Below are 23,524 nucleotides of genomic sequence, written 5' to 3'. Positions count from 1 at the left end.
CGCCTTCGGGCGGCCGTGCGGCACTGACACCATGCTGAAGACCCGCGTCATCACCGCCCTCGTGCTGCTGGCCATCCTGCTGCCGGTACTCTTCCAGGCCTCGCCCTGGCCCTTTGCCTGGGTCACCGTCGTCATGATGGGCGCGGCCGGCTGGGAATGGGCGCGGCTCAATGGCCTGCCCGGTACCGGTGCGATCGCCGCCGGCGTGGCGCTCGCGCTGGCCTGTGTCTGGACGCTGCTGATCGGCGGCCTGAACGCACCACCGGCCTGGGTCTGGTCCCTGGCCAGCCTGGTCTGGGTGCTGGGCGGCGCCTTTGCCTTGCGCGCGGGCCCGACCGGCTGGCCGCGCATCGCACGCGGCGCGCGGCTGGCCCTGGGCGGCGTGCTGCTCTGGGGTGCCTGGCTGGCCATCGTGCAGGCCAAGGTGCACGGCATCAACTTCATCCTGTCGGTGTTCTGCCTCGTCTGGATGGCCGACATCGCGGCCTATTTCTGCGGCCGCGCCTTCGGCAAGAGGAAGCTCGCGCCGGCCATCAGTCCCGGCAAGAGCTGGGAAGGCGTCTGGGGCGGCATGGCGGGCGTCATCCTGCTCGGCTTCGTCTGGGTCCATGTCATCGACGTGAAGGTCGCCATCGACTCGCCCAGCCTCTACACGCTGCTGGTCCAGCGCCATGGCTGGGTATCGCTGCTGGCCCTGGTCTTCCTCGGCGCGATGAGCGTCGTCGGCGATCTGTTCGAATCCCTCGTGAAGCGTGCCGTCGGCGCCAAGGACAGCAGCAATCTGCTGCCTGGCCACGGTGGCGTGCTGGACCGCATCGACGCGCTGCTGCCCGTCTTCCCGTTGGCGCTTGCGCTGATCAGCCTCTGATATGACCCGCCAACGCGTCTGCGTCCTCGGCTCGACCGGCTCCATCGGCGTCAACACGCTGGACGTCATCGCGCGCCATCCCGAGCGCTACGAGGTCGTGGCGCTCAGCGCGATGAGCCGTGTCGATGAGCTGCTGGCGCAATGCCTGGCCTGGCAGCCGCGCTTCGCCGTCATGCCCGACCACGACGCCGCGGCGCGCCTGCGCGAGCGGCTGCGCGAAGCCGGCAGCCGTACCGAGGTCATGGACGGCGCCCCGGCGCTGGCCGATATCGCCGCGCATCCGGAAGTCGACACCGTCATGGCGGCCATCGTTGGCGCCGCCGGCCTGGCGCCGGCCATCGCCGCCGCACGCGCCGGCAAGCGCCTGCTGCTGGCCAACAAAGAGGCCATCGTCGTCGGCGGCGCCTTGTTCATGCAGGCGGTGGAGCAGGGCGGCGCGACGCTGCTGCCCATCGACAGCGAGCACTCGGCCATCTTCCAGTGCCTGTCCGAGGATCGCGCGGCCTGGCATGAGCGTATCGACCACATCGTGCTGACGGCCTCCGGCGGCCCCTTCCGCAGCCGTGACCCCGCCACGCTGGCCGACGTGACGCCGGACCAGGCCTGCGCCCACCCCAACTGGGTCATGGGCCGCAAGATCTCGGTCGACTCGGCGACGATGATGAACAAGGCGCTCGAGGTCATCGAGGCGCGCTGGTTGTTCAATCTCACGCCGGATCAGATCAAGGTCATCATCCATCCGCAGAGCATCATCCATTCGATGGTGGTCTGCCGCGACCAGTCGGTGCTGGCCCAGCTCGGCACGCCGGACATGCGCGTGCCCATCGCCTACGGCCTGTCCTTCCCCGAGCGCATCACCTCGGGCGCCAGCCGCCTGGACCTGCTGACGACGCCCAGCCTGACCTTCGAGGAAGCCGACGCCGTGCGCTTCCCCGGCCTGCACCTGTCCTGGCAGGCGCTGCGTGCGCCTGAGGGCAGCACCACGGTGCTGAATGCGGCCAATGAAGTGGCGGTCGACGCCTTCCTGAACGGCCGCCTGCGCTTCGACCGCATCCACGCGGTCAACTCGCAATGCCTGGCCGACGTTCAGCCGGGCGACTGCGCCAGCATCGAGGCGCTGCTGGAGCTCGATGCCCGCACCCGCGTGCATGCCCAGCAACTGGCCCGCCAACTGCCGTGACCACCCTCATCGCCTTCCTCGCCGCGCTGGCCCTGCTGATCGCAGTCCACGAATGGGGCCATTACCGCGTCGCGCGGGCCTGTGGCGTCAAGGTGCTGCGCTTCTCCATCGGTTTCGGTCGCGTGATCTGGCGCCGCGTCGGTCGCAACGGCACGGAGTTCACGCTCAGCGCGCTGCCGCTGGGCGGCTATGTGCGCATGCTCGACGAGCGCGACGGTGCGGTGGCACCGCATGAGCGTGAACAGGCCTTCAACCAGCGGCCGCTGCGCCAGCGCGCCGCCATCGTCGCGGCCGGCCCGGCGGCCAACTGGGTGCTGGCCGTGCTGCTGTTCGCGGTCGTGGCCTGGCTGGGCAGCGAAGTGCCCAAGGCCGTGCTGGGCACGCCGCCCGCCGGCTCGCTGGCCGAGCGCGCCGGCCTGCATGCCGGCGACTGGGTGCGGGCCACGTCGTCCGACGGCCAGCAATGGCAGGACGTCGAGTCCCTGGTGCATCTGCAGTCGGCGGTCGCCCGCGCCCAGGCGCTGGGAGAGACGCTGTACCTGTCGGTCAGCAGCGCGCAGGGCCATGGCTCGCGCAGCGTGCACCTGGAGACGGAACGCCTTGCCGGTCGTGCGCCCGATGCCCAGTTGTTCAACGACATCGGCCTGGCGCCGCTGGCTGAGCCGCTGATCCGCCAGGTTGCCGCGGGCGGCGCCGGTGCGGTGGCCGGGCTGGAAGCCGGGGATCGCGTTCTTTACATCGACGGTCAGGCCGTGCCCGATGCCGGTTTCCTGCGCGACGCCATCCGTCGTGCCCGCGACGGCGACCAGCCGCGCGCCATGGCCTGGCGCGTCGAGCGCGCTGGCCGCGTCGTCGAGCTGAACCCGACGCCGCGTCTTGTCGATGATGGCGGCCAGAGCGTGGCCCGGCTGGAGATCGGCGTGGGCTCGCAGCCCGAGCGCGTTTTCGTCAGCTACGGCCCGCTCGATGGCCTGTGGCGCGGTGTCGAGCAGAGCTGGGACATGGCCGCCACGACGGTGCGGCTGCTCGGCCGCATGCTGATCGGTGAGGCCTCGGTGAAGAACCTGAGCGGCCCGCTGACGATTGCCGACTACGCCGGCCAATCGGCCAAGGCGGGTTTGTCGCCCTATCTGGATTTCCTCGCGAAGATCTCGCTGAGCCTCGCCGTTCTGAACCTGCTGCCGCTGCCTATGCTCGATGGCGGGCACCTCATGTATCATCTTTTTGAGGGTCTGAGTGGCCGCCCCGTCTCCGAATGGTGGCAACGGCAACTGCAGCGCGCTGGCGCGCTGATCCTGATGCTGATGATGGCCTTGGCCCTTTCCAACGACGTCACCCGCCTTGCGGGCTGGCACTGACACTCCCCGGTTCCCATGTCCTTTCCTTTCAGTTCGGGAGCGAAGCGTCGCCCCTTCCGCCTCGGCTTGCTGGCTTTGGCTGTCACGGGGATGTTCCAGTCGGGGCTGGCCTGGGCGGTCGATCCCTTCGTGCTCAAGGACATCCGCGTCGAAGGCCTGCAGCGTACCGACCCGGGTACCGTGTTCGCGTCGCTGCCCTTTCGCATCGGCGACACCTACAACGATGAAAAAGGCGCCGCCGCCCTGCGCGCCCTGTTCGCCACTGGCCTGTTCAAGGACGTGCGCATCAGCATCGAAGGCAATGCCGTCGTCGTCATCATCGACGAGCGCCCCATCATCGCCAACGTCAACTTCGTCGGCCTGAAGGAGTTCGACACCGAGGCGCTGACCAAGTCGCTGAAGGACGTCGGCATCGGCGAAGGCAAGCCCTTCGACAAGGCCCTGGCCGACCGCGCCGAGCAGGAACTGAAGCGCCAGTACCTCACGCGCAGCCTCTACGGCGCCGAGGTCACGACGACGATCACGCCCATCGAGCGCAACCGCGTCAACGTCAGCTTCAACGTGACTGAAGGCGATCCGGCCAAGATCGCCGAGATCCGCATCCTCGGCAGCAAGGTCTTCTCCGAGAGCACGCTGCAAGGCCTGCTGGAGCAGACGACCACCGGCTGGCTGACCTGGTACACCAAGACCGACCGCTACTCGCGCGCCAAGCTGAACGCGGACCTGGAAACCATCCGCAGCTACTACCTGAACCGCGGCTATCTCGAGTTCGCCGTCACGTCCACGCAGGTGACGATCTCGCCGGACAAGCAGAGCATCAGCATCGCCATCACGGTCAGCGAAGGCCAGCCCTACACCGTCACGGGCGTGAAGCTCGAAGGCGACTACCTGGGCCGCGAGGAAGACTTCAAGCACCTCGTCTTCCTCAAGCCCGGCGAGGCCTACCAGGGCGAGGCCGTCGCGAACACGACGCGCGCCTTCAGTGACCTGTTCGGCACCTACGGCTATGCCTTCGCTCGCGTCGACAGCAAGCCCGACATCAACCGCGAGACCGGCCAGGTCGTCGTCACCTTCAGCGCCGAGCCGCAACGCCGCGTCTATGTGCGCAAGGTCATCGTCTCTGGCAACTCGCGCACCCGCGACGAGGTCATCCGCCGCGAGTTCCGCCAGTTCGAGGCGGCTTGGTACGACGGCCAGAAGATCAAGTCCTCGCGCGACCGGGTCGAGCGCCTGGGCTACTTCAAGGACAAGGAAGTCACCATCGACACCCAGGAGGTGCCGGGCGCCCAGGACCAGGTCGACGTGCTGCTGACCGTCGTCGAGCGCCCCACCGGCGCCATCACGGTCGGTGCCGGCTACTCCAGCCAGACCAAGCTGTCCTTCACCGGCTCCATCCGCCAGGACAACGTCTTCGGCTCGGGCAACTACCTCGGCATCGACGTCGCGACGGCCCGCACCGGCCGCCAGTTGCAGGTCAGCACGGTCGACCCCTACTTCACGGTCGACGGCGTGTCGCGCTCGCTGGACGTGTTCTATCGGACCACGCGCCCGATCAACACGCTCGGCGAGGAGTACCAGTACGTCACCAAGGGCGGTGCCATCCGCTTTGGCGTGCCCTACTCGGAAGTCGACACCGTCTTCTTCGGCGTCGGCTACGAGCAGACCGACATCACGACGTCCAAGGGCCTGCCCAACAGCTATCTGCTGTTCGTCAACCAGTTCGGCCAGCGCAGCAATTCCATCCCGCTGACCATCGGCTGGCAGCGCGACAGCCGCGACAGCGTGATTTCGCCGCTCAAGGGCAGGTACCAGCGCGTCAACGTCGAGACCAGTGCCATCGGCGACGCCAAGTTCGCCCGCATCAACCTGCAATACCAGCAGTATTTCGAGATCACCAACAAGATCACGCTGGGCATCAACAGCGAGCTGGGTTGGGGCGTGGGCCTGGGCGGCAAGCCCTATCCGATCTTCAAGAACTTCTACGGTGGCGGCCTGGGCTCGGTGCGCGTCTTCGAGGCCGGCTCGCTGGGCCCGGTGGACCCGACCGGCTCCTACATCGGCGGCAACCGGCGCTTCAACACCAATGCCGAGCTCTACCTGCCGGTGCCCGGCAGCGGCAACGACAAGAGCTTCCGCATCTTCGGTTTCGCCGACCTCGGCGGCGTCTGGGGGCCGGACGCCAAGCTCAACTGGAACACGCTGACCAATGGCAAGGACAACGAAGGCCGCGACATGCTGCGCATGTCCGCCGGTGTCGGCCTGTCCTGGATCTCGCCGATGGGTCCGCTGCGCCTGAGTTACGGCAAACCGATCCGCAAGGCGCGGACGGATAGAATCGAAAAATTCCAATTCCAGATCGGGACTGCATTCTGATGATGAGCAAGCTCTTGCAATCGATGGCCCTGGCCGCGTCGATGATGTTGGCCACCTCGGTGGTGCAAGCCCAGGAACTGAAGATCGGCTACGTCAACAGCGAGCGCGTGCTGCGTGAGGCCAATCTGGCCAAGGCAGCGCAGATCAAGCTGGAGACGGAGTTCGGCAAGCGCGAGAAGGACCTGCGCGATCAGGAAACCAAGTTGCGCGCCGCCGCCGAGAAGCTGGAAAAGGATGCGCCCACGCTGTCCGAAGCCGAGCGCAACCGCCGCCAGCGCGACGTTGTCGAGCAGGAACGTGATCTGCAGCGCAAGCGCCGCGAATGGCAGGAAGACCTGACCCAGCGCAAGAACGAAGAGCTGTCCGGCGTGGTCGAGAAGGCCAACCGCGTCATCAAGCAGATCTTCGACGCCGAGAAGTACGACCTCATCCTGCAGGACGCCATCCACTTCAGCGCCCGCGTGGACATCACCAAGAAGGTGATCGACGCGCTGAACGCGCAGAAGTAAACCGAGCCCGTCATGAGCCCGACACCAGTCGCGCTCGGGTCCAGCGAAACGACAGCGGTCGAGCTGTCTCAGCTGATCGCCGCCTTGGGCGGCGATTTGCTTGGTGGGTCCGACATTCGCATCGCCCGCATCGCGCCGTTGGACGAGGCTGACGCCCAAAGCATCAGCTTCCTCGCCAACCCGCGCTACCAGGCCCAGCTCGCCACCACGGCAGCGGCCTGCGTCATCGTGTCGCCTTCGATGGCGGAGCTGGCGTCGGCGCGTGGCGCGGCCATCGTCACACCCGACCCCTATCTCTACTTCGCCCGCCTGACGCAGTGGTGGGCTGCGCGCGTGCGGCCTTCGCCCACGGCCGGCGTGCATGCCAGCGCCGTCGTGTCGCCGGAGGCGAGGCTGGGCAAGGGCGTCGAGGTCGGTCCGCTGGCCGTCGTCGAGGCGGGTGCCGTCGTTGGTGACCATGCCCGCATCGGTGCGCATTGCGTCGTCGAGCGTGATGCAGTCGTTGGTGCGCACACGCGGCTGGCGCCGCGCGTGGTGCTCGGCTACGGTTGCCGCATCGGCGCGCGTGGCCTGGTCCACAGCGGTGTGGTCATCGGCGCCGACGGCTTTGGCTTCGCGCCCAGCAAGAACGGCTACGTGAAGATCGAGCAGCTCGGCGCGGTCAGCATCGGCGACGACGTCGAGATCGGCGCCAACACCTGCATCGACCGCGGCGCGCTGGCCGACACCGTCATCGAGGACGGCGTCAAGCTCGACAACCTGATCCAGATTGCCCACAACGTGCACATCGGCCGCAACACGGCCATGGCCGGCTGCGCGGCCGTGGCCGGCTCCACACGCATCGGCGCCAACTGCACCATCGGTGGCGCGGCCAACATCATCGGCCACCTGACCATCGTGGACGGCGTGCACATCTCGGCTGCCACCACCGTGACCCGCAGCATCAGCGAGCCAGGCGTCTACAGCGGCCCCTATCCCTTCGAAGAGAATTCGAGCTGGCAGAAGAACGCGGCCACCCTGCGACAGCTCAGCACCCTGCGCGAACGCGTGCGCGCGCTGGAGAAGAAATAAATGAACGAACCGACCCCGACCACCCCGACCACCCCGACCGCCATCCCGACGACGATGGACATCCACGAAATCCTGAAGCGCCTGCCGCATCGCTATCCCATCCTGCTGGTGGACCGCGTTGTCGAGCTGATCAAGGGCGAGCGCATCCGCGCCATCAAGAACGTCTCCATCAACGAGCCCTTCTTCCTGGGCCACTTCCCGCACCGCCCGGTCATGCCAGGCGTGCTCATCCTCGAAGCCCTGGCCCAGGCCGCGACGCTGCTGGCCATCGAGAGCGTGGGCATCACGCTGGACGAGAAGTCGGTCGTCTACTTCGCCGGCATCGACGGCGCCCGCTTCAAGCGACCCGTCGAGCCGGGCGACCAGCTGATCCTGGAAGTGACGCTGGGCCGCGCCAAGGCCGGCATCTACAAGTTCACCGCGAAGGCGCTGGTGGGCGACCAGCTCGTCGCGGAAGCTGAGCTGATGTGCACGATGCGCCGCATCGAAGCCTGAAATGAAGCCCCTCGTCCAGCCGCACGCCGCTGAACGCGGTGCGTCTGACCGGTCCCCCTGGGGGACGGCGATGCCCGCGGCATCGAGCCGCGAGCACATCGCCAGCGCGGACCGGCTCGGGAGCGGCCCAGCGCTCGGCCCGCAAGTTTCTAAGTAATGGCTATGTCCTCGATCCATCCCACCGCCATCGTCGACCCCGCCGCCGAGCTGGACTCGTCGGTCACGGTCGGCGCCTATTCGCTGATCGGCCCGCACGTGAAGATTGGCGCCGGCACCCAGGTCGGCCCACATGTCGTCATCGAAGGCCACACCACGATTGGCCGTGACAACGTGTTCTTCCAGTTCTCGTCCATCGGCGCGGCCAACCAGGACAAGAAGTACGCCGGCGAGCCGACGACCCTGGTCATCGGCGACCGCAACACCATCCGCGAGTTCTGCACGCTGAACATCGGCACGGTCCAGGACCGCGGCGAGACGACGGTGGGCAACGACAACTGGATCATGGCCTATTGCCATCTGGCCCACGACGTCGTCATCGGCAACGAGTGCGTGCTGGCCAACAACGCCACGCTGGCAGGCCATGTGCAGGTGGGCAACCACGTCACCATCGGTGGCCTGACCGGCATCCTGCAACGCATGCGCATCGGCGACCACGCCATGATCGGCTTCCAGGCCCATGTGGCCCAGGACGTGCCGCCCTTCATGACCGTGGACGGCAATCCGCTGGCGGCACGTGCCGTCAACGTCGTCGGCCTGAAGCGTCGCGACTTCAGCAGCGAGCGCATCGCCGTCATCCGCCAGATCTACAAGCTGCTCTATCGCAGCGGCCACACGCTGGACGAGGCCAAGGCGGGCATCACCGCGCTGAAGGGCACTGAAGGTGGCGCCGCCGATGGCGACATCGACAACATGCTGAATTTCCTTGCCGCCTCGACCCGCGGCATCGTCCGATAAGCGATGCAGACCGCGCCCCGCCTCGGCATGGTGGCCGGCGAGGCCAGCGGTGATCTGCTGGCCGGCCTGCTGCTGCAAGGGCTGCGTGCGCGCTGGCCGGAGCTGACGTCGCAGGGCATAGGCGGCCCGAAGATGATTGCCCAGGGCTTCGAGACCTGGTGGCCGCACAGCAAGCTGTCCATCTTTGGCTATGTGGATGCGCTGCTGAACATCCGCGAGCTGCTGTCCATCCGCAAGCAACTCGGCACGCGCCTCATCTCGAACCGGCCCGACGTCTTCATCGGCGTCGATGCGCCCGACTTCAACTTCGGCCTGGAGACGCGGCTGCGCGAGGCCGGCATCAAGACGGTCCACTTCGTCTGCCCGTCCATCTGGGCCTGGCGACCCGAGCGGGTCGTGAAGATCAAGGCGGCCGCCGACCACGTGCTTTGCCTCTTCCCCTTCGAGCCCGAGATCCTGCACAAGGCCGGCATCGGCGCGACCTATGTGGGCCACCCGCTGGCGGATGCCATTCCCGTGGAGCCACCACGTGCAGCGTCGCGCGAGGCCTTGAAGCTGCCTGAGGGCGACACCGTCATCGCGCTGCTGCCCGGCAGCCGCAAGAGCGAGATCAACTACATCGCGCCGGCGCTGATCGCTGCGGCCAGGCTGTTGGCCAGGCCGGGGCGGCGCTTCGTCATGCCCGTCGTGCCGGGGCTGCGTGGCCTCGTGGAACCTATGCTCGGCGGCGTCGACATCCAGCTCGTCGACGGCCAGTCCCACGCGGCGCTGGCGGCCTGCGATCTGACGCTGGTGGCCAGCGGCACGGCCACGCTGGAGGCGGCCCTGTTCAAGCGTCCCATGGTCATCGCCTACCGCATGAATGCGCTGAACTGGTGGCGCATGAAGGGCAAGGGCCTGCTGCCCTGGGTGGGCCTGCCCAATATCCTGGCGCGCGACTTCCTCGTGCCGGAGCTGATCCAGCACGCCTGCACGCCGGAGAACCTGGCGCGGGAGGCGGAAGCCCTGCTTGCCGATGCACCGCGCCGAGCCGCCCTGCACGAGCGCTTTGTCCAACTCCACGAGCTGCTGCGGCAAGACACCGCACAGCGCGCCAGCGATGCGATCGCGAGTCTCATTGGTGCCTGAGCAAGTTGCTCTCGACTGGACCCCGCCCGGCCTTGTCGCCGGCGTGGATGAGGCCGGCCGTGGGCCGCTCGCAGGCCCGGTGTTTGCCGCCGCCGTCATCCTCGATGACCTGCAGCCGATCAAGGGATTGGCCGACTCCAAGGTGCTGACGGCTGCCAAGCGCGCCAAGCTCTATGACGAGATCCGCGCCAAGGCACTGTGCTGCTGCATCGCGCAGGCCAGCACCGAAGAGATCGACCAGATCAACATCCTGCAGGCCACCATGCTGGCCATGCAGCGCGCGGTCACAGGCCTGCGCCTCAAGCCGGCGCTGGTGCGCATTGACGGCAACCGCCTGCCCGTGCTGCCCATGGCGGCCGAGGCCATCGTGAAGGGCGACGCCACCGTGCAGGCCATCTCGGCCGCCAGCATCCTGGCCAAGGTCGCGCGCGACCTGTTCTGCGAGCAGATGCACCAGAGCCATCCGCAGTACGGCTTTGCCACGCACAAGGGCTATGGCACGCCCGAGCACCTGGCCGCTCTCAAGCAGCATGGCGCCAGCCCCTGGCATCGGCGCAGCTTTGCCCCGGTGCGGGAAGTCTGCATTGACGTGACCATCAACCCGCTGGCATGAAGCTCGATCACGTCACTTCGCGCGACAACCCGGCGCTGGTCAGGCTGCGCAAACTCGCCGCCGACGCTGGCGGTTATCGCAAGACGGGCAGCGTCTGGATCGAGGGCGACCATCTGCTGCGTGCGGCCCTGCAACGCGGTTGGCAGCCAGCCCTGGTCGTGCTGACGGAAGGCGCGATGCAGGACGCCATGTTGGCCGCCTTGACTGAGTCCGCATTGCGCACCCTGGTCGTGCCGACGGCGCTGTTCAAGGGCCTGAGCGGCCTGGAGTCGCCGGCGCAGATCGGCGCCGAGCTGACGTTGCCGGCGACTCCCCAGATCGATGCCGATGCCGCCACCGTGGTGCTCGACCGCTTGCAGGACGCCGGCAACGTTGGCGCCATCCTGCGCAGCGCGGCGGCCTTTGGTGTGCGCCAGGTGCTGGCCCTCAAAGGCACGGCGGCGCTGTGGTCGCCCAAGGTCGTGCGCGCGGGGCAGGGCGCCCATTTCGGCCTGCGTCTCGTCGAAGGCCTGGCCGCTGCCGATCTGGAAGCGCTGGTCGTGCCCCTGGTCGCCACCAGCTCCCATGACAGCCAGCCGCTGCACCGGATTGCGCTGCCGTCCCCCTGCGCCTGGGTCATGGGCCACGAAGGGCAGGGCGTTTCTGCCGAGCTGATGGCCCGCTGCGCGCTGCGCGTCGGCATCCCGCAGCCGGGCGGCGAGGAGTCGCTCAACGTGGCCGCGGCGGCGGCCATCTGCCTGTACGAGAGCGAGCGGCAGAAGGGCTGATCCCCGGGTTTCGGGGAGCTGAGCGCCGGGTTCCCCCGCCCGTTTCGAGAATAATTGCGCCGCCTCGCCAGTCGGGGGTACCTCCCACAGGACCGCAGTGTCCTGGGGTGGACAAGAGATTTCAGGGAGATCCATGAACGCCAGCCTCGCTATCGACCGCATCAGCGCCCGAGCACTCTTCACGCGCGCCCTTGCCGGTGCTGGAGAGCAGGGCGAAGCTGAGGAACATCAGCTCGGTCCAGCTGCGCGGCTGCTCGGCGTTGACTGCGGCCGCGAAGCTGCCCGGTTGCACGGCCTGCAGCACGACGAAGCTGTAGGCAAAGCCCCAGGCCAGCAGCGTGAAGGTGGCAGCAGCCGCGAACAGCTCGCCCGTCGTGGCGTGCATGTCGCCCATCATTTAGGCGACGAGGCTGGCGGCGGCGTAGAAAAAGAACACCGCCTCCAGCGCGGCCGACCAGGGCTGCAGCCAATGCATGTCCCGCGCCGCCTGCAGCACCAGCATGACGATGGCCGGCAGTGCGAGGCAGACGCTCAGCCAGGTCAAGCCCGGCGTGCGACACGCCATGCCGGTCGTGAACACCAGCACCGTGATGCCGAAGGCGCTCAGCGCCACCGGCCCGGCGCGCGTCGATTCGAGCAGCGGGTAGAGCAGCAGGCCGACGAGTTGCACGATCAGCAGGATGGCCGAGGGGTGGCGGCGCGTGAGGTCGCGGAGTCGCTGGTGAGGGCCGGGCATGCGGGGATTCTGCGGCCAGCGAATCCGTGGGCACACTTGCAATCGAGAATGATTCTCATTACAGTATTGCCATGCTCGGTGATGCCCTCCCACCCAAACCCCCGCTGACGCTGCAGGCCAGGCAGCCCGCGCGCGCCACGGCGCCCGCGGCAGCCACCGACCGCCGCATCGACAGCGCCACGCTGCTGGGCCCCGGCGGCGAGTTGTTCATCGATCACCACCAGCAGGTCTACCGCCTGCGTCTTACTTCGCTGGGCAAGCTGATCCTGACGAAGTAGTTCCCCGCGTTTCGCCATCCCGCGCCAGCCAGCCGCTGCCAGCCCGCGCCTCCTCCCACCGGAGCTCCCGTGCTGAAGACTGCTGTTGCGCTGGCCGCCGGCAGCTGGGGTGAGTGCTCCGTCCGCTCTGCCTTGGAGACCTCATCAAATGGCTGAAGCCTGTTGCGCCGCCCATGCCGCCCCGCCGCCCGTCGCTGGTTCGCGCCGCCGCCGGCTGTGGGAATTGGGCAGCCACGCGCATTGCCCCGTCGTCGGCGTCTGCGTGCCGCTGGAGCGTGTCCGCGTGCTCGCGAAAAAGCTGCTGGTGCTGCAGGGCGACGAGGACGACTACACGCTGCACTGCAGCCTCGTCACCGCCGCCGCGCGCCGCAACGCGGTGGCCGAAGCGCTGCAGAAGGACCTGGAGCAGCGTTTCGCCATCGACGTGCGCAACGCCGCCCAAGCCAAATGCCGCGACAGCCTGATGACCTGGTGGCGCAATCGCGCCGCCCAGGGCGAGATTGCCGGCGCACTGTGGGCGACGCTGACGCATGCGCGTTGCGACGAATGGCTGGAGATGCGGGTGCTGGGCCAGGTGCACATGCTGCAGCACCAGGTCGGCGCCGCCCAGCGCGTGGACATCGTCCGCCACCGCGAGCTGGCCGCTGAGCACCAGGCCGTGGCGCGAAACTATGCCGAGGTGCAGCAGCGCGTGACCGGTTGGAGTCAGGAGCGCGCCCGTGAACAGCAGGCCTGGGAGCAGGAGCGCATGCAGTTCCGCGCCGTGCAGATCGGCCTGCAGACCCAGCTCGCCCAGGCGCAGGAGCAACTCGCCCATTGGCAGGCGGCGCGACCCGACCTGCCCGAGCGCGAGGCCCTGCGCGAGCGCCTGGCCGAACAGGTGGAGCGCAACCAGGCGCTGCAGCGCGAGGTCAACCGGCTGGCGTCGCGCATGCCCGTGGAAGTGGTGGAGTCGGTGGCCGTGGTGGAGGAGGCGCTGCCAGTCGAACCGGTGAAGCTGGAGCATCGCGTGGTGCTCTGCGTGGGCGGGCGTGGCGGCAGCGTGCCGCAATACCGCCAGGCCGTGGAGGGCTGCGGCGCGCAGTTCCTGCACCACGATGGCGGCAGCGAGCACAAGCCGGCCCAGCTGGAGCCCCAGCTCGCCGCGGCCGACCTCGTCATCTGCCAGACGGGCTGCATCAGCCACGACGCCTACTGGCGCGTGAAGGACCATTGCAAGCGGCATGGCAAGCGCTGCGTCTTCGTCGAGACGCCCAGCCGCAGCGCCTTCGAACGCGCGCTGGCCCTGGCGGCGGCCGAAGAAGGGGCAAATACGGCGGTCTGAGGGGAAGCCCCCAGCGGGGGAGCAAACTGGCTGCCGCAAACTGCAATTGTTTGCAGCCGGAGACCGCCATGCCCCCCGTCGCCTCGCCCCACCAGCTCGCGCGCCGCGCCATCGCCCTCGTCCTGGCCGGCGGCCGCGGTTCGCGCCTCAAGCAACTGACCGACTCGCGCGCCAAGCCGGCCGTCTACTTCGGCGGCAAGTTCCGCATCATCGACTTCGCGCTCAGCAACTGCGTCAACAGCGGCATCCGGCGCATCGGCGTCGTCACGCAGTACAAGAGCCATTCGCTGCTGCGCCACATCCAGCGTGGCTGGAGCTTTCTGCGCGCCGAGCTGAACGAGACGGTCGACCTGATGCCGGCCCAACAGCGCACCGACGACGAGAGCTGGTATCGCGGCACGGCCGATGCGGTGTTCCAGAACCTCGACATCGTGCAGAGCACCGGCGCCGACTACATCGTCGTGCTGGCGGGCGACCACATCTACAAGATGGACTACTCCAGCATGCTGGTCGACCATGTGGCGACCGGTGCGGGTTGCACGGTCGGGTGCATCGAGGTGCCCCAGGACGAGGCCAGCGCCTTTGGCGTGATGGCGGTGGACGACGAGCGCCGCATCACGGCCTTCAAGGAGAAGCCCGCCAACCCGCCCTGCATCCCCGGCCGCGACGGCGTCTGCCTGGCCAGCATGGGCATCTATATCTTCAACGCCGACTACCTCTATCGCCTGCTCGCCGAAGACCTGGCCGACCCCAGTTCCAGCCATGACTTCGGCAAGGACGTGATCCCCAAGGTCGTCGGCGAAGAGAAGGCCGTGGCCCATCCCTTCGGCATGAGCTGCATCGTGAATCCCAATGGCGCCACGCCGTACTGGCGCGACGTCGGCACGTTGGACGCCTTCTGGGCCGCCAACCTCGACCTGGCCTCCATCAGCCCCGAGCTCGACATCTACGACACCGACTGGCCGATCTGGACCTACCAGCGCCAGCTGCCGCCGGCCAAGTTCATCCCCGACCACAACGGCATGCACGGCATGACGGTCAACACCATCGTCAGCGCCGGCTGCATCGTGTCGGGCTCGCATGTCGTGCAGTCGGTGCTGTTCAACAACGTGCGCATCCGCTCCTTCTGCAACATCCACCAGTGCGTGCTTTTGCCGGGTGTCGAGATCGGGCGCCATTGCCGGCTGACCAAGGTCATCGTCGACCGCGGCTGCGAGATCCCCGACGGCCTGGTCGTCGGCGAGGACGCGGCGCTGGACGCGCAACGCTTCGAGCGCACGGAGAGCGGCGTCGTGCTGATCACCAAGCAGATGCTCGCGCGCCTGTGAATCGCGTTCTCCAAGTCAGTGCGGAGCTGTTCCCGCTGCTGAAGACCGGCGGCCTGGCCGACGTGGCGGGTGCCTTGCCGGCGGCCTTGGCCGCGGCCGGTGCCGAGCCGCGGCTGCTGGTGCCGGGCTTCCCGGCCATCCGCGAATCATTGACGAAGGAGTGCGCAGTTGCTCCCGTGGCGCTGCCGTGGAGCGAGGGCAGGGCGGCGCTGCTGCGTGGCCATCTGCCGGGCTTTGACATGCCCGTCTATGTGCTGGACGCGCCTGGCCTGTTCGATCGCCCCGGCAATCCCTATGCGGACGGCGCCGGCATCGCCTATGCCGACAACCACCGCCGCTTCGCGCTGCTGGGCCTGGCCGCCGCGCGGCTCGCGGAAGGCGTGGACCCGGCCTGGCGGCCACAGCTCGTGCACGCCCATGACTGGCATGCGGGCCTGGCCTGTGCCCACATCGCCGCCAGCCGCTCGCGCCGCCGCACTGAGGCGCGGACGGTCTTCACCGTGCACAACCTGGCCTACCAGGGCCTGTTTCCGGCCGAGCAGTTCGGCGACCTCGGCCTGCCGGCTTCGCATTACGCCGTCGAGGGCCTGGAGTTCTATGGCCAGGTGAGCTTCATGAAGGCCGGCCTGCACTTCGCCGACGCGATCACGACGGTCAGCCCGAGCTATGCCCGCGAGATCCAGACGCCCGAGCAGGGCTGCGGCCTGGACGGTCTGCTGCGCCATCGCGCCGACGTGCTGCACGGCATCCTGAATGGCGTCGACTACGGCGTCTGGTCGCCGGCGCAGGACAGCGCCATTGCTGCGCGTTACGACGCCAACGATGCGAGCGGCAAGGCGGCCTGCAAAGCGGCCTTGCAGCGTGAATGCGGTCTGGCCGTGAAGGCAGACGCGCCGCTGTTCGGCATCGTCAGCCGGCTGACCGAGCAGAAGGGCCTGCCGCTGGTGCTGGAGGCGCTGAGCGACCTGATCGACGCCGGCGGCCAGCTCGTTGTTCTCGGCAGCGGTGACGCCCGCCTCGAAGCCGAATTCGCCGCGGCCGCCGCTCGGCACCCCGGCCAGATCGCCCGCCGCACCGGCATGGACGAAGGCCTGGCGCATCGCATCGTCGCCGGCAGTGATGTCATTCTGGTGCCGAGCCGCTTCGAACCCTGTGGCCTGACCCAGCTCTATGGCCTGAGCTATGGCGCGCTGCCGCTGGTGCATCGCGTCGGCGGCCTGGCCGACACCATCGCCGACACGACGCTCGAAGACCTGGCCGCCGGCACCGCGACGGGCTTTGTCTTCAACGCCTTCACGGCCGATGCCTACCGCCGCGCGCTGCGACGCGCGTTTGCGCTGTGGAGCCGGCAGGAATACTGGGCGCGGGTGCGAACGGCCGCCATGCGCCAGCACTTCGGCTGGGACGATGCAGCGCGACGCTATGTGCAGATCTACACCGGACTGCTGACCCACTGACCCCCTGACTGAGCAGGGGCCCCGAGCGCGAACCCTCGAGGCCCTGCCTAGAATCGCCACCGCCGATGCCACCGGGTCGAGTGGACGGCGCATAAAAGTCAGTCCGACAGGGAGGAAATACCATGCGCGCGAATTCCGCGTTGGCGTTGTTGACGACGCTCGCCTTGACCGCCTGTGGTGGCGGTGGCGGTGGGTCTGCCGCGCCAGCTCCGGCGCCCACGCCGGCACCAGCCCCGACCCCAGCCCCGAGCCCTGCGCCGGCTCCCGCGCCAACTCCGGCACCGGCACCGGCTCCTGCACCGACGCCGGCCCCAGCGCCGACACCTGCTCCCGCTCCCGCCCCTGCGGCCGCGCCTGGCGTACAAATCCTGGCCGAACTGCCGTCGCCTTGCGCGGTCGGCGCGGACGACTGCCTGAAGTTGGAGCAACTGCTCATCGATCGCAGCAGCCGGCTGATGGTCTCGTGGCGCGAGCGCTCGCCGAGCGCAGCGGCGGGAATCCATGCCGGCATGCTCTATGGTGGCGCGGTCATGCAGCGGGCAAGGATCTCGAGCAACGCGGACGCATCCTTCCGGGTCCTGCTGGGCAGCCCCCGCAAGTATTCGGTGCTGCTGAAGGAGTCCTCCACCTGGAACGCCTTTCTCCTGGACGTGACCGCGACAGGCAGTGCTGACCCTGTTTTGTCGGACAAGGTCGCGACGACCCTGACGGACGAGTTGGTGCGCAACTTCAGCATGGCGCTGAGCACGGAAAGCATTGCCAAAGATACCGAACTGAACACCGTCGGCTATGGCGCCACGCCTGGTTCCGTGACTCTGGGCGGTGGCATGCAGGGCCAGGTCGCAGCGGTGCCTGCGATCGCCGGCCTGACCGCTCGCCCGGTGCGCGAACGCTACTTGGTGGCAGCCGGTTTCCTCAACCCTGTATTTCTATGGTTGGGCACCACGGCGCAGGGCCAGGCTTTCCGCACCTTTCTCGGCGCCGACGGCAGCGGCAACTACAGCAGCACGCCGCTGTGGGGCAGCGTGCGTTCGTCCAGCGCGGATGCGCCTGACTGCCGCAGCGACCGTCCTGGTTTCCCGTCGCTGTTTGGTGTGTCGACGTCGCCTGGCTCTGCCGCCGTGGGCTGGTTGGAGTCCAACGACGCTGGCACGGCTTGCAATCTGCTCGTCGAAGGAGCGGTTTTCAACGCGGCCGGTACTCATGTGCGCAAAGCCGTGATGAATGGCGATTGGGTGGTCTGGGAGCAGCAGTCCGCCGCCGACAGGTCCGGACCAACGGAAGTGGTGGCGCGCCAGCGCGACTTTGCGACCAAGACATGGAGTGTTGTGGCCAAGTTGTCGACGCAACCCGTGTCGCGGCTGTTGGCCCAGACGAGCGGCCCGGGCTCCGCCGCATGGGCGGCCATCACCTGGCAGGAATGCGCCAGCATGGCGAGTGATGCGGCCTGCACGACCTACGCCGCCAAGACGCAGGTGTCGCAGAGTGCGCTGCTGACCGAGCTGCAGCTGACGCCCAGCAGTGGCAGTCCTCTGATGACGATCAACTACTACGGTGATGCCGTGGTGGCGTGGGTCGAACCGCGAGCTGCCTGCAAGGCGGATGCAACCAAGCAATGCGCCCAGATCCGGGCGCGATGGCTCTGAGCGACGAATCTGCTCTCAGCATGCTGAGCCGGCAGATGCCGCCGAGCCGTTTTGCGAACGGTGGCGGCATGCACAAGAACAAGCGATAGGAAGTGAAGGAAATGAAGGAAATGAGCATGCGCGCAGGCCCGGCACTGGTGCTGTTGACGACGTTCGCACTGGCTGCCTGTGGCGGCGGTGGCGGTGGTGCAAGCACTGCGCCTGCTCCAACACCTGCACCCGCACCCGCACCGGCACCTGCACCGGCACCTGCACCTGCACCGGCACCGGCACCCGCACCCGCACCCGCACCCGCACCCGCACCCGCACCCGCACCCGCACCCGCGCCTGCACCCGCACCCGCACCCGCGCCTGCACCCGCACCCGCACCCGCACCCGCGCCTGCACCCACACCCGCACCCGCGCCTGCACCCACACCAGCACCTACTCCGGCACCCACACCAGCGCCCGCACCGACGCCCGCGCCCGCACCGACGCCCGCGCCCGCACCGGTGCCCACCCCGCCTCCGGCGCCAACGAGCATGATCCTGGCCGAACTTTCGGCGCCCTGTCCCGCAGGCACGAGCGACTGCCTCGCGTTGGAAGCGGTTCGCCTGGACCGGGCCGGACGCACGATGCTGTCCTGGCGTGAGCGCGCGCCGAGCAATGCGACCGGCTCGCACATGGGCCTGCTTCCCAGCGGAGGCAGCGTCCTGCGGCGCGGCCAGATTTCGGCCAGCGTGGGCTACCCCTTCCGCGTGCTGACCGCGGCGCCCGACAAATACACGGTGCTGCTGAATGAGTGGGGGACGACCTGGCGGGGTTTTCTGGCGGACTTCTCGACCGCCTCGTCCGGTGAGCCCGTCTTCTCGGACAAGCTGACGACGGGCCTGGTCGACGAGCAGGTGCGCAACTTCACCGAGATCCGGGGCTCCACGGACGTCAACGCCGACAACGAACTCACGACCTTCACGTGGGGAGCATCGCCTGGCGCGGTCAATCTGGGCGGTGGAATCCAGGGCTATGTCGCAGCCCTGCCCCCGCTGATCGGCTACATGACGACGAAGCCGGTGCGCGAACGCCTGCTGCCGTACAGCGGCTCGGCCATCCAATGGATGGGCTCCAATGGTCTCGGCCAGGGCTTCAGCATCGTGGTGAACCGCGACGGCAGCGGTGCCTACTCCGGCGCAGGCATGATGAACGGCGACCCGCGCGCAGGGATACCGGACACGCCCGGCTGCCGCAACGACAGCCCCGGATTCCCGTCCGTGACCGGCACTTCGCTGGCCGCGTACGGAGCCGGCGTGATTTGGCTGGAGTCAAACGATGCGGGAACGGGCTGCGACATGCGCGTGGGGTACATCGTTCTCAACCCGCGCCTCAACCATGTACGCAAGGTTGTCTCGACGGGCGCCTGGGCGATCTCCGAACAGCAGGCCCTCAACGACAGGTCCGGTCCCCCCTCGATCTTTGTGAACGAGTACTCCACCACCCAGCGCATCTGGTCGGGCTTCACCAAGGCCTCCCAACTGCCCGTCTCCCGGCTGCTGGGCCAGGCCACCATGTCGTCCTGGATGGCCATCGCCTGGCAGGAATGCGACAGCATGGCTGCCGACGCCGCGTGCACGACCTGGCTGACCAAGACCCAGAGCAACACAACCTTGACCCTCAAGCAGACGAAACTCGTGATGGCCGCCGGCAGCTCCGCGCCGTTGGTGTCCATCAACCATAACGGCGACGCCATCGTCGCCTGGGTGGAGCCGAGTGCGCCCTGCTCGGCGGACGCGACCAAGCAGTGCGCGCAGTTGAAGGCGCAGCGCTTCTGATCGGGTCGTCACAATGGGCTCATCCATCCATGGGATGCCTCTATGAGTGATTCCCTTCCTGACCGCATTCAAGAGATCCTCGACGCGCGCGTCACCGACTTCGCGCAGGCCGCCCAACGCCATTTCAAGACCAATGACCTGGTGGTGGTGCTGGACTTCCGTGACGAGCCCGTGGAGCTTCAGGCGGTGGCGCGCGAAGACCTGGCGGCGGCCGAGGAGTTGTCGCTTGATCTCAGGCTCAAGCTTTCGAAACCGGCTTCGGCGCTGAGCGAGGTGCACGGCTCGCCGGAGCAGTCGTTCTGGTTCATCGTCATCTTCGACGACGAGGATGCGGAGTGCGGTGCGGTGAATGCCGGAATGCTGTCTTAGACGGCCAGCGCAATGACGCCGGCCCCGATCAACGCGGCGCCGGCGATGCGCCAGCCGCGTTCACTCTCGCCCAGCAGCTGACCGCCGAGCAGCGCCGCGAACAGCATGGACACCTCACGCGCCGGCGCTACGCGTGACAGCGGCGCCTCGCGCATGGCCAGCAGCACCAGGATGTAGGCCAACGGCCCCAGGCCCGCGACAGCCAGCACACCCTTCCAGCTGCGACGCAGCTCCGGCCAGAAGCTCTGCGGCTGGCGCAGCAGCGTCGGCAGCTGCAGCGGCACGCGCAGCACATTGCCGAAGTAGTCCAGCATCAGCGGCGACACGGCCAGCACCTTGACCGCATAGCCATCCAGCACCGTGTAGCCGGCGATCAGCGTGCCGGTGGCCGCGCCCCAGTAGACGCCGCGACGGCGCCGTATCTGCGCGGTGGCTTCATGGTCGACGACGCCGCGGCCGATGAGGCGCGGGCCCATGGTGATCAGCAGGATGCCGCCGACGACGCCGGCCAGGCCCAGCGCGCCGTAGACGCCCAGGTGTTCGCCCAGCAGCACGACGGCCGCGAGGGCCGACAAAAAAGGCCCGCTGCCACGGGCTACCGGGTAGACGACGGTCAGGTCGCTGGCCCGATAGCCCGCGATCAGGCAGTTGAAATAGCCGAGGTGGACGACGGCGCTGGCGGCGACGAAGCCCCAGGCCAGCAGCGACCAGCGCGGCAACTCGTCCAGGCCCACCCACAGCACGGCGGGCAGCCACAGCACGCAGACGCCCAAAGCGCAGCTGAAGACGAAATGCGTGCCGCCGCCCCACTTCTTGGCGGCGAGGTTCCAGACGGCGTGGAGGAGGGCGGCGACGAGAACGAGCGCTAAGGCGTGTGCCGGCATCAGTACATCAAACGGTCGGGCCGGATATCGCGCAGGATGGTGGTCGCGATCTCTTCGATGGACTTGTGCGTGGACGACAGCCAGGCGATGCCGTCGCGCTTCATCATGGCTTCGGCCTCGTTGACCTCGTAGCGGCAGTTCAGCACGTCGGCGTATTTGCTGCCGGGGCGGCGCTCGTTGCGGATGGACGAGAGGCGCTCGGGGTCGATGGTCAGGCCGAAGCATTTGCGCTTGTGCGGCAGCAACGGCGCGGGCAGCTTGCGGCGCTCGAAGTCTTCGGGGATCAGCGGGTAGTTGGCGGCCTTGATGCCATGCTGCATGGCGAGATACAGCGAGGTCGGCGTCTTGCCCGAGCGCGACACGCCGACGAGGATGACGTCGGCGACGTCGAGGTTGCGCGCCGACTGGCCGTCGTCGTGGGCCAGCGAGAAGTTGATGGCCTCGATGCGGTCGTGATATTCCTTGCTCTCGGCCACGTCGGAGAAGCGGCCCACGCGGTGGTTGCTCTTGATGCCGAACTCGTCTTCCAGCGGTTCGATGAAGGTGCCGAACATGTCCATCACGCGGCCCTGGCAATGCTCGCGGACGATCTTGAGCACGTCGCGGTCCACCAGGGTGGCAAAGACGATGGGCCGCTGGGCCTCACGCACGGCGACTTCGTTGATCTCGGCCACGACGGCGTGAGCCTTTTCGGCCGAATCGACGAAAGGCCGGCGCACGTGGCGGGCCTTGATGGAGAACTGGGCGAGGATGGAATTGCCGAAGGTCTCGGCGGTGATGCCGGTGCCGTCAGAGACGAAATAAACGGTTCTGGCGGTCATGGTTACTGCTCGCGAAGTTCAGGGCGAGGCCATGATAGCCAGCAGGTCATGCCTCGCCGCGAGGCTCGCCCTTGAGCCTGGCGATCAGCTCGCGCATGACGGCCTGTTCCTGAGGCGGCAGCAAGCCGGCGCGCAGCAGGGACTCGCGCTCGAGTTCGCGCAGCCGCCACTCCAGCTCTCCAACGACCGTCATCAGCTCCACCTGCAGCGATGCATCGCGCTGCTCGGCAAGCTCGGCAACGAGGGCGTCAGGGTCGTGCACGTCGAGGCCGGTGCTGGAAAACGCCGTCTGGATGCGCAGCAGGCGCTGCAGTCCGGCCTTGAGCACCGCGTGTAACGCCGGTCTTGCCGCTGCAATGCGCTCCTCGATCCAGGGGCGTGCCTCACGGAATCGCTCCAGCGTGGCTGCAATGCCGATGACGCGTGGTATCGCGGACTCCAGCGGCATGGGGTCGGCCACCGGGTCGGCCGGGGGCAGATCGCTCTGGGCCGCGGCGGCGATGGCTTCGGTCAGCTCCCGGTCGAACTCGCCGGGAATGAGCTTGGTCGCGACGCTCGCACGCGTCATCGGCGTCATGCTGGTCTCGATGAGGGCCATCAGCCACTCAGCCGCGGCGAGGATCTGGCCGTTCAGCGGCAGCGCGGCACCCTGCACACCGCGTGGGTAACCGAAGCCGTCGAGCCGCTCATGGTGATGTAACACGGCGCTGGCCACTTCCTTGCCCGCGCCGGGCATGTTGCGCAGCACGCGTTCGCCGACGACGGGGTGGGAGGCGACGTGACGCCACTCCTGCGGCCCGAGCGGCGTGCCGGGGCGCATGAACCGCGGGTCGATGTAGAGCTCGCCTACGTCGTGCAGCAAGCCGGCCAGTGCCAGCATGCGATGCCGCTCGGTTTCGCCCGGCAGCATGCGCCGCGCCAGCGCCAGCGCCAGCATCGCCACGCCGGCAGTGTGCTTGAGGCGGTCGCCCTGGTGCTCGGCGTAGACCGTCAGCAGCGACTGCACGGGCACGCTGAGCTTGAGCGTGGCCAGTGTCGTCGGGGCGCTGGGGTAGAGGTCATGGGCACAGATCGTCTTGAGCAGCGGGTGTTGCTCGAACAGGGCTTCGCCGAGCGGCCCGAAGCTCTCCGGCATGACACCCTGGGTTACCTGGATGCAATCTTCCAGCGGCTTCTGCAGCTTGTGCATCAGCAACCGGTCGCGCACCTTGTCGTTGATCTGGGCGCCTTTGGCCAGCAGTTTGATGCCGTTCTGGCTCACGATGTCCTCGCTGGCCTCGACGGGGCGCGACTCGGACACGCGGATCACGTGATCCAGGTAATGCGGGTTGACTTCGGGAGCGGATTCGGCAGCCACGCGGGCCATTGTGCACAGACTGGGTGCAACGGCGCTTGACCTGAATCAGTCGGCTGACAGCGATTGCAAGACACCCCTGAAGAGGGGGCATGGCGCCGTAGCGGGACTTATTGCACACCCACTCGCCGTACCCGGGTGAAACCCGAGGCCTAGAATCCGCCGCAATTCCTCGCGATCAGCCCATGCGCGCCTCCCTCCTCCTA

The 23,524-nt window shown here is 67.9% G+C and carries 23 protein-coding genes and 1 pseudogene; 19 read left to right on the top strand and 5 right to left on the bottom strand.

The window, feature by feature from the left end; genetic code table 11:
• Positions 1-31 precede the first annotated feature (31 nt).
• The 11 genes from AC1D2H_RS02930 to AC1D2H_RS02880 all read left to right on the top strand — a co-directional run bounded on the left by AC1D2H_RS02930 (position 32) and on the right by AC1D2H_RS02880 (position 11,316).
• The gene (locus tag AC1D2H_RS02930) at positions 32-868 is read left to right on the top strand and encodes a phosphatidate cytidylyltransferase (protein WP_477928474.1); all 837 of its coding nucleotides are present in this window, start codon (positions 32-34) and stop codon (positions 866-868) included.
• Position 869: 1 nt separating this feature from the next.
• Complete coding sequence (gene ispC / locus AC1D2H_RS02925; protein WP_478009814.1) at positions 870-2,048, top strand: 1-deoxy-D-xylulose-5-phosphate reductoisomerase; 1,179 nt, start codon at positions 870-872, stop codon at positions 2,046-2,048.
• Entirely contained in the window at positions 2,045-3,406 is a 1,362-nt protein-coding gene (gene rseP, locus AC1D2H_RS02920) for an RIP metalloprotease RseP (protein ID WP_478009813.1), read from the top strand. Before ispC ends, rseP begins: the two co-directional genes overlap by 4 nt.
• A 15-nt stretch (positions 3,407-3,421) precedes the next feature.
• On the top strand, positions 3,422-5,779 hold the full coding sequence (bamA, locus tag AC1D2H_RS02915) for an outer membrane protein assembly factor BamA (protein ID WP_477928480.1): 2,358 nt from the start codon (positions 3,422-3,424) through the stop codon (positions 5,777-5,779).
• Positions 5,779-6,288 (top strand): OmpH/Skp family outer membrane protein, encoded by a 510-nt coding sequence (locus tag AC1D2H_RS02910; RefSeq protein ID WP_477928482.1) that lies wholly within the window; start codon positions 5,779-5,781, stop codon positions 6,286-6,288. Before bamA ends, AC1D2H_RS02910 begins: the two co-directional genes overlap by 1 nt.
• Before the next feature lie 12 nt (positions 6,289-6,300).
• Entirely contained in the window at positions 6,301-7,359 is a 1,059-nt protein-coding gene (gene lpxD, locus AC1D2H_RS02905) for a UDP-3-O-(3-hydroxymyristoyl)glucosamine N-acyltransferase (protein ID WP_478009812.1), read from the top strand.
• Positions 7,360-7,854, top strand: coding sequence for a 3-hydroxyacyl-ACP dehydratase FabZ (gene fabZ, locus AC1D2H_RS02900; RefSeq protein ID WP_478009811.1), 495 nt, complete (start codon positions 7,360-7,362; stop codon positions 7,852-7,854). It abuts the gene before it with no gap.
• Positions 7,855-8,016: 162 nt separating this feature from the next.
• Positions 8,017-8,808 (top strand): acyl-ACP--UDP-N-acetylglucosamine O-acyltransferase, encoded by a 792-nt coding sequence (gene lpxA, locus AC1D2H_RS02895; RefSeq protein ID WP_478009810.1) that lies wholly within the window; start codon positions 8,017-8,019, stop codon positions 8,806-8,808.
• 3 nt (positions 8,809-8,811) lie between these two features.
• Positions 8,812-9,936, top strand: a complete 1,125-nt coding sequence (lpxB, locus tag AC1D2H_RS02890; RefSeq protein ID WP_477928488.1) for a lipid-A-disaccharide synthase — start codon at positions 8,812-8,814, stop codon at positions 9,934-9,936.
• A complete protein-coding gene (rnhB, locus tag AC1D2H_RS02885) occupies positions 9,908-10,549 on the top strand; it encodes a ribonuclease HII (protein ID WP_478009809.1) in 642 nt (213 codons plus the stop codon). Before lpxB ends, rnhB begins: the two co-directional genes overlap by 29 nt.
• Positions 10,546-11,316, top strand: a complete 771-nt coding sequence (locus tag AC1D2H_RS02880) for a TrmH family RNA methyltransferase (protein WP_478009808.1) — start codon at positions 10,546-10,548, stop codon at positions 11,314-11,316. Before rnhB ends, AC1D2H_RS02880 begins: the two co-directional genes overlap by 4 nt.
• A gap of 121 nt (positions 11,317-11,437) precedes the next feature.
• Here AC1D2H_RS02880 and AC1D2H_RS02875 read toward each other — a convergent pair whose 3' ends face one another.
• Both AC1D2H_RS02875 and AC1D2H_RS02870 read right to left on the bottom strand, forming a co-directional pair.
• Positions 11,438-11,701, bottom strand: a complete 264-nt coding sequence (locus AC1D2H_RS02875; protein ID WP_478009807.1) for a hypothetical protein — start codon at positions 11,699-11,701, stop codon at positions 11,438-11,440.
• Between the two features lie 12 nt (positions 11,702-11,713).
• Positions 11,714-12,052: a hypothetical protein gene (locus AC1D2H_RS02870; RefSeq protein ID WP_477928498.1), complete on the bottom strand. Its 339-nt coding sequence runs from the start codon at positions 12,050-12,052 to the stop codon at positions 11,714-11,716.
• A gap of 71 nt (positions 12,053-12,123) precedes the next feature.
• On the opposite strand from AC1D2H_RS02870, the gene hemP reads away from it, so the two are divergent.
• The 8 genes and pseudogenes from hemP to AC1D2H_RS02830 all read left to right on the top strand — a co-directional run bounded on the left by hemP (position 12,124) and on the right by AC1D2H_RS02830 (position 20,259).
• The gene (gene hemP / locus AC1D2H_RS02865; RefSeq protein ID WP_477928500.1) at positions 12,124-12,330 is read left to right on the top strand and encodes a hemin uptake protein HemP; all 207 of its coding nucleotides are present in this window, start codon (positions 12,124-12,126) and stop codon (positions 12,328-12,330) included.
• A gap of 148 nt (positions 12,331-12,478) precedes the next feature.
• The gene (locus AC1D2H_RS02860) at positions 12,479-13,654 is read left to right on the top strand and encodes a DUF2325 domain-containing protein (protein ID WP_477928501.1); all 1,176 of its coding nucleotides are present in this window, start codon (positions 12,479-12,481) and stop codon (positions 13,652-13,654) included.
• Positions 13,655-13,722: 68 nt separating this feature from the next.
• Positions 13,723-14,982: a glucose-1-phosphate adenylyltransferase gene (gene glgC / locus AC1D2H_RS02855; RefSeq protein WP_478009806.1), complete on the top strand. Its 1,260-nt coding sequence runs from the start codon at positions 13,723-13,725 to the stop codon at positions 14,980-14,982.
• Positions 14,979-16,439: a glycogen synthase GlgA gene (gene glgA / locus AC1D2H_RS02850; protein WP_478009805.1), complete on the top strand. Its 1,461-nt coding sequence runs from the start codon at positions 14,979-14,981 to the stop codon at positions 16,437-16,439. The genes glgC and glgA overlap by 4 nt, the downstream gene beginning before the upstream one ends.
• A 122-nt stretch (positions 16,440-16,561) precedes the next feature.
• Positions 16,562-16,771, top strand: a pseudogene (locus tag AC1D2H_RS02845) (YncE family protein); the annotation flags it as partial.
• A gap of 87 nt (positions 16,772-16,858) precedes the next feature.
• Positions 16,859-18,085, top strand: a complete 1,227-nt coding sequence (locus AC1D2H_RS02840; RefSeq protein ID WP_478009846.1) for a hypothetical protein — start codon at positions 16,859-16,861, stop codon at positions 18,083-18,085.
• 521 nt (positions 18,086-18,606) lie between these two features.
• Positions 18,607-19,890: a hypothetical protein gene (locus tag AC1D2H_RS02835; protein ID WP_477928506.1), complete on the top strand. Its 1,284-nt coding sequence runs from the start codon at positions 18,607-18,609 to the stop codon at positions 19,888-19,890.
• Between the two features lie 42 nt (positions 19,891-19,932).
• Entirely contained in the window at positions 19,933-20,259 is a 327-nt protein-coding gene (locus AC1D2H_RS02830; protein WP_477928508.1) for a hypothetical protein, read from the top strand.
• On the opposite strand, the gene AC1D2H_RS02825 is transcribed toward AC1D2H_RS02830, so the two are convergent.
• The 3 genes from AC1D2H_RS02825 to AC1D2H_RS02815 are packed head-to-tail and all read right to left on the bottom strand — an operon-like array spanning position 20,256 to position 23,321.
• Entirely contained in the window at positions 20,256-21,143 is an 888-nt protein-coding gene (locus AC1D2H_RS02825; protein WP_478009804.1) for an EamA family transporter, read from the bottom strand. The two genes, AC1D2H_RS02830 and AC1D2H_RS02825, sit on opposite strands and share 4 nt — an antisense overlap.
• A complete protein-coding gene (ppsR, locus tag AC1D2H_RS02820; protein WP_477928512.1) occupies positions 21,143-21,964 on the bottom strand; it encodes a posphoenolpyruvate synthetase regulatory kinase/phosphorylase PpsR in 822 nt (273 codons plus the stop codon). The genes AC1D2H_RS02825 and ppsR overlap by 1 nt, the downstream gene beginning before the upstream one ends.
• Before the next feature lie 46 nt (positions 21,965-22,010).
• The gene (locus AC1D2H_RS02815) at positions 22,011-23,321 is read right to left on the bottom strand and encodes an HD-GYP domain-containing protein (RefSeq protein WP_478009803.1); all 1,311 of its coding nucleotides are present in this window, start codon (positions 23,319-23,321) and stop codon (positions 22,011-22,013) included.
• Between the last annotated feature and the right edge of the window lie 203 nt (positions 23,322-23,524).

This window comes from Roseateles sp. P1_C1_2, from assembly GCF_056406535.1.
Note: the sequence above shows the minus strand (reverse complement) of the source record. Positions and strands in the feature narration are given on the sequence as shown.

Coding starts and splice junctions, on each gene's coding strand:
- glgC (WP_478009806.1), top strand. CDS start 13,723: ATGCCCCCCGTCGCCTCGCCCCACCAGCTCGCGCGCCGCGCCATCGCC.
- AC1D2H_RS02930 (WP_477928474.1), top strand. CDS start 32: ATGCTGAAGACCCGCGTCATCACCGCCCTCGTGCTGCTGGCCATCCTG.
- ppsR (WP_477928512.1), bottom strand. CDS start 21,964: ATGACCGCCAGAACCGTTTATTTCGTCTCTGACGGCACCGGCATCACC.
- lpxD (WP_478009812.1), top strand. CDS start 6,301: ATGAGCCCGACACCAGTCGCGCTCGGGTCCAGCGAAACGACAGCGGTC.
- fabZ (WP_478009811.1), top strand. CDS start 7,360: ATGAACGAACCGACCCCGACCACCCCGACCACCCCGACCGCCATCCCG.
- AC1D2H_RS02880 (WP_478009808.1), top strand. CDS start 10,546: ATGAAGCTCGATCACGTCACTTCGCGCGACAACCCGGCGCTGGTCAGG.
- AC1D2H_RS02875 (WP_478009807.1), bottom strand. CDS start 11,701: ATGCACGCCACGACGGGCGAGCTGTTCGCGGCTGCTGCCACCTTCACG.
- bamA (WP_477928480.1), top strand. CDS start 3,422: ATGTCCTTTCCTTTCAGTTCGGGAGCGAAGCGTCGCCCCTTCCGCCTC.
- AC1D2H_RS02835 (WP_477928506.1), top strand. CDS start 18,607: ATGATCCTGGCCGAACTTTCGGCGCCCTGTCCCGCAGGCACGAGCGAC.
- hemP (WP_477928500.1), top strand. CDS start 12,124: ATGCTCGGTGATGCCCTCCCACCCAAACCCCCGCTGACGCTGCAGGCC.
- AC1D2H_RS02830 (WP_477928508.1), top strand. CDS start 19,933: ATGAGTGATTCCCTTCCTGACCGCATTCAAGAGATCCTCGACGCGCGC.
- rnhB (WP_478009809.1), top strand. CDS start 9,908: ATGCGATCGCGAGTCTCATTGGTGCCTGAGCAAGTTGCTCTCGACTGG.
- AC1D2H_RS02825 (WP_478009804.1), bottom strand. CDS start 21,143: ATGCCGGCACACGCCTTAGCGCTCGTTCTCGTCGCCGCCCTCCTCCAC.
- ispC (WP_478009814.1), top strand. CDS start 870: ATGACCCGCCAACGCGTCTGCGTCCTCGGCTCGACCGGCTCCATCGGC.
- AC1D2H_RS02910 (WP_477928482.1), top strand. CDS start 5,779: ATGATGAGCAAGCTCTTGCAATCGATGGCCCTGGCCGCGTCGATGATG.
- lpxB (WP_477928488.1), top strand. CDS start 8,812: ATGCAGACCGCGCCCCGCCTCGGCATGGTGGCCGGCGAGGCCAGCGGT.
- AC1D2H_RS02860 (WP_477928501.1), top strand. CDS start 12,479: ATGGCTGAAGCCTGTTGCGCCGCCCATGCCGCCCCGCCGCCCGTCGCT.
- AC1D2H_RS02870 (WP_477928498.1), bottom strand. CDS start 12,052: ATGCCCGGCCCTCACCAGCGACTCCGCGACCTCACGCGCCGCCACCCC.
- lpxA (WP_478009810.1), top strand. CDS start 8,017: ATGTCCTCGATCCATCCCACCGCCATCGTCGACCCCGCCGCCGAGCTG.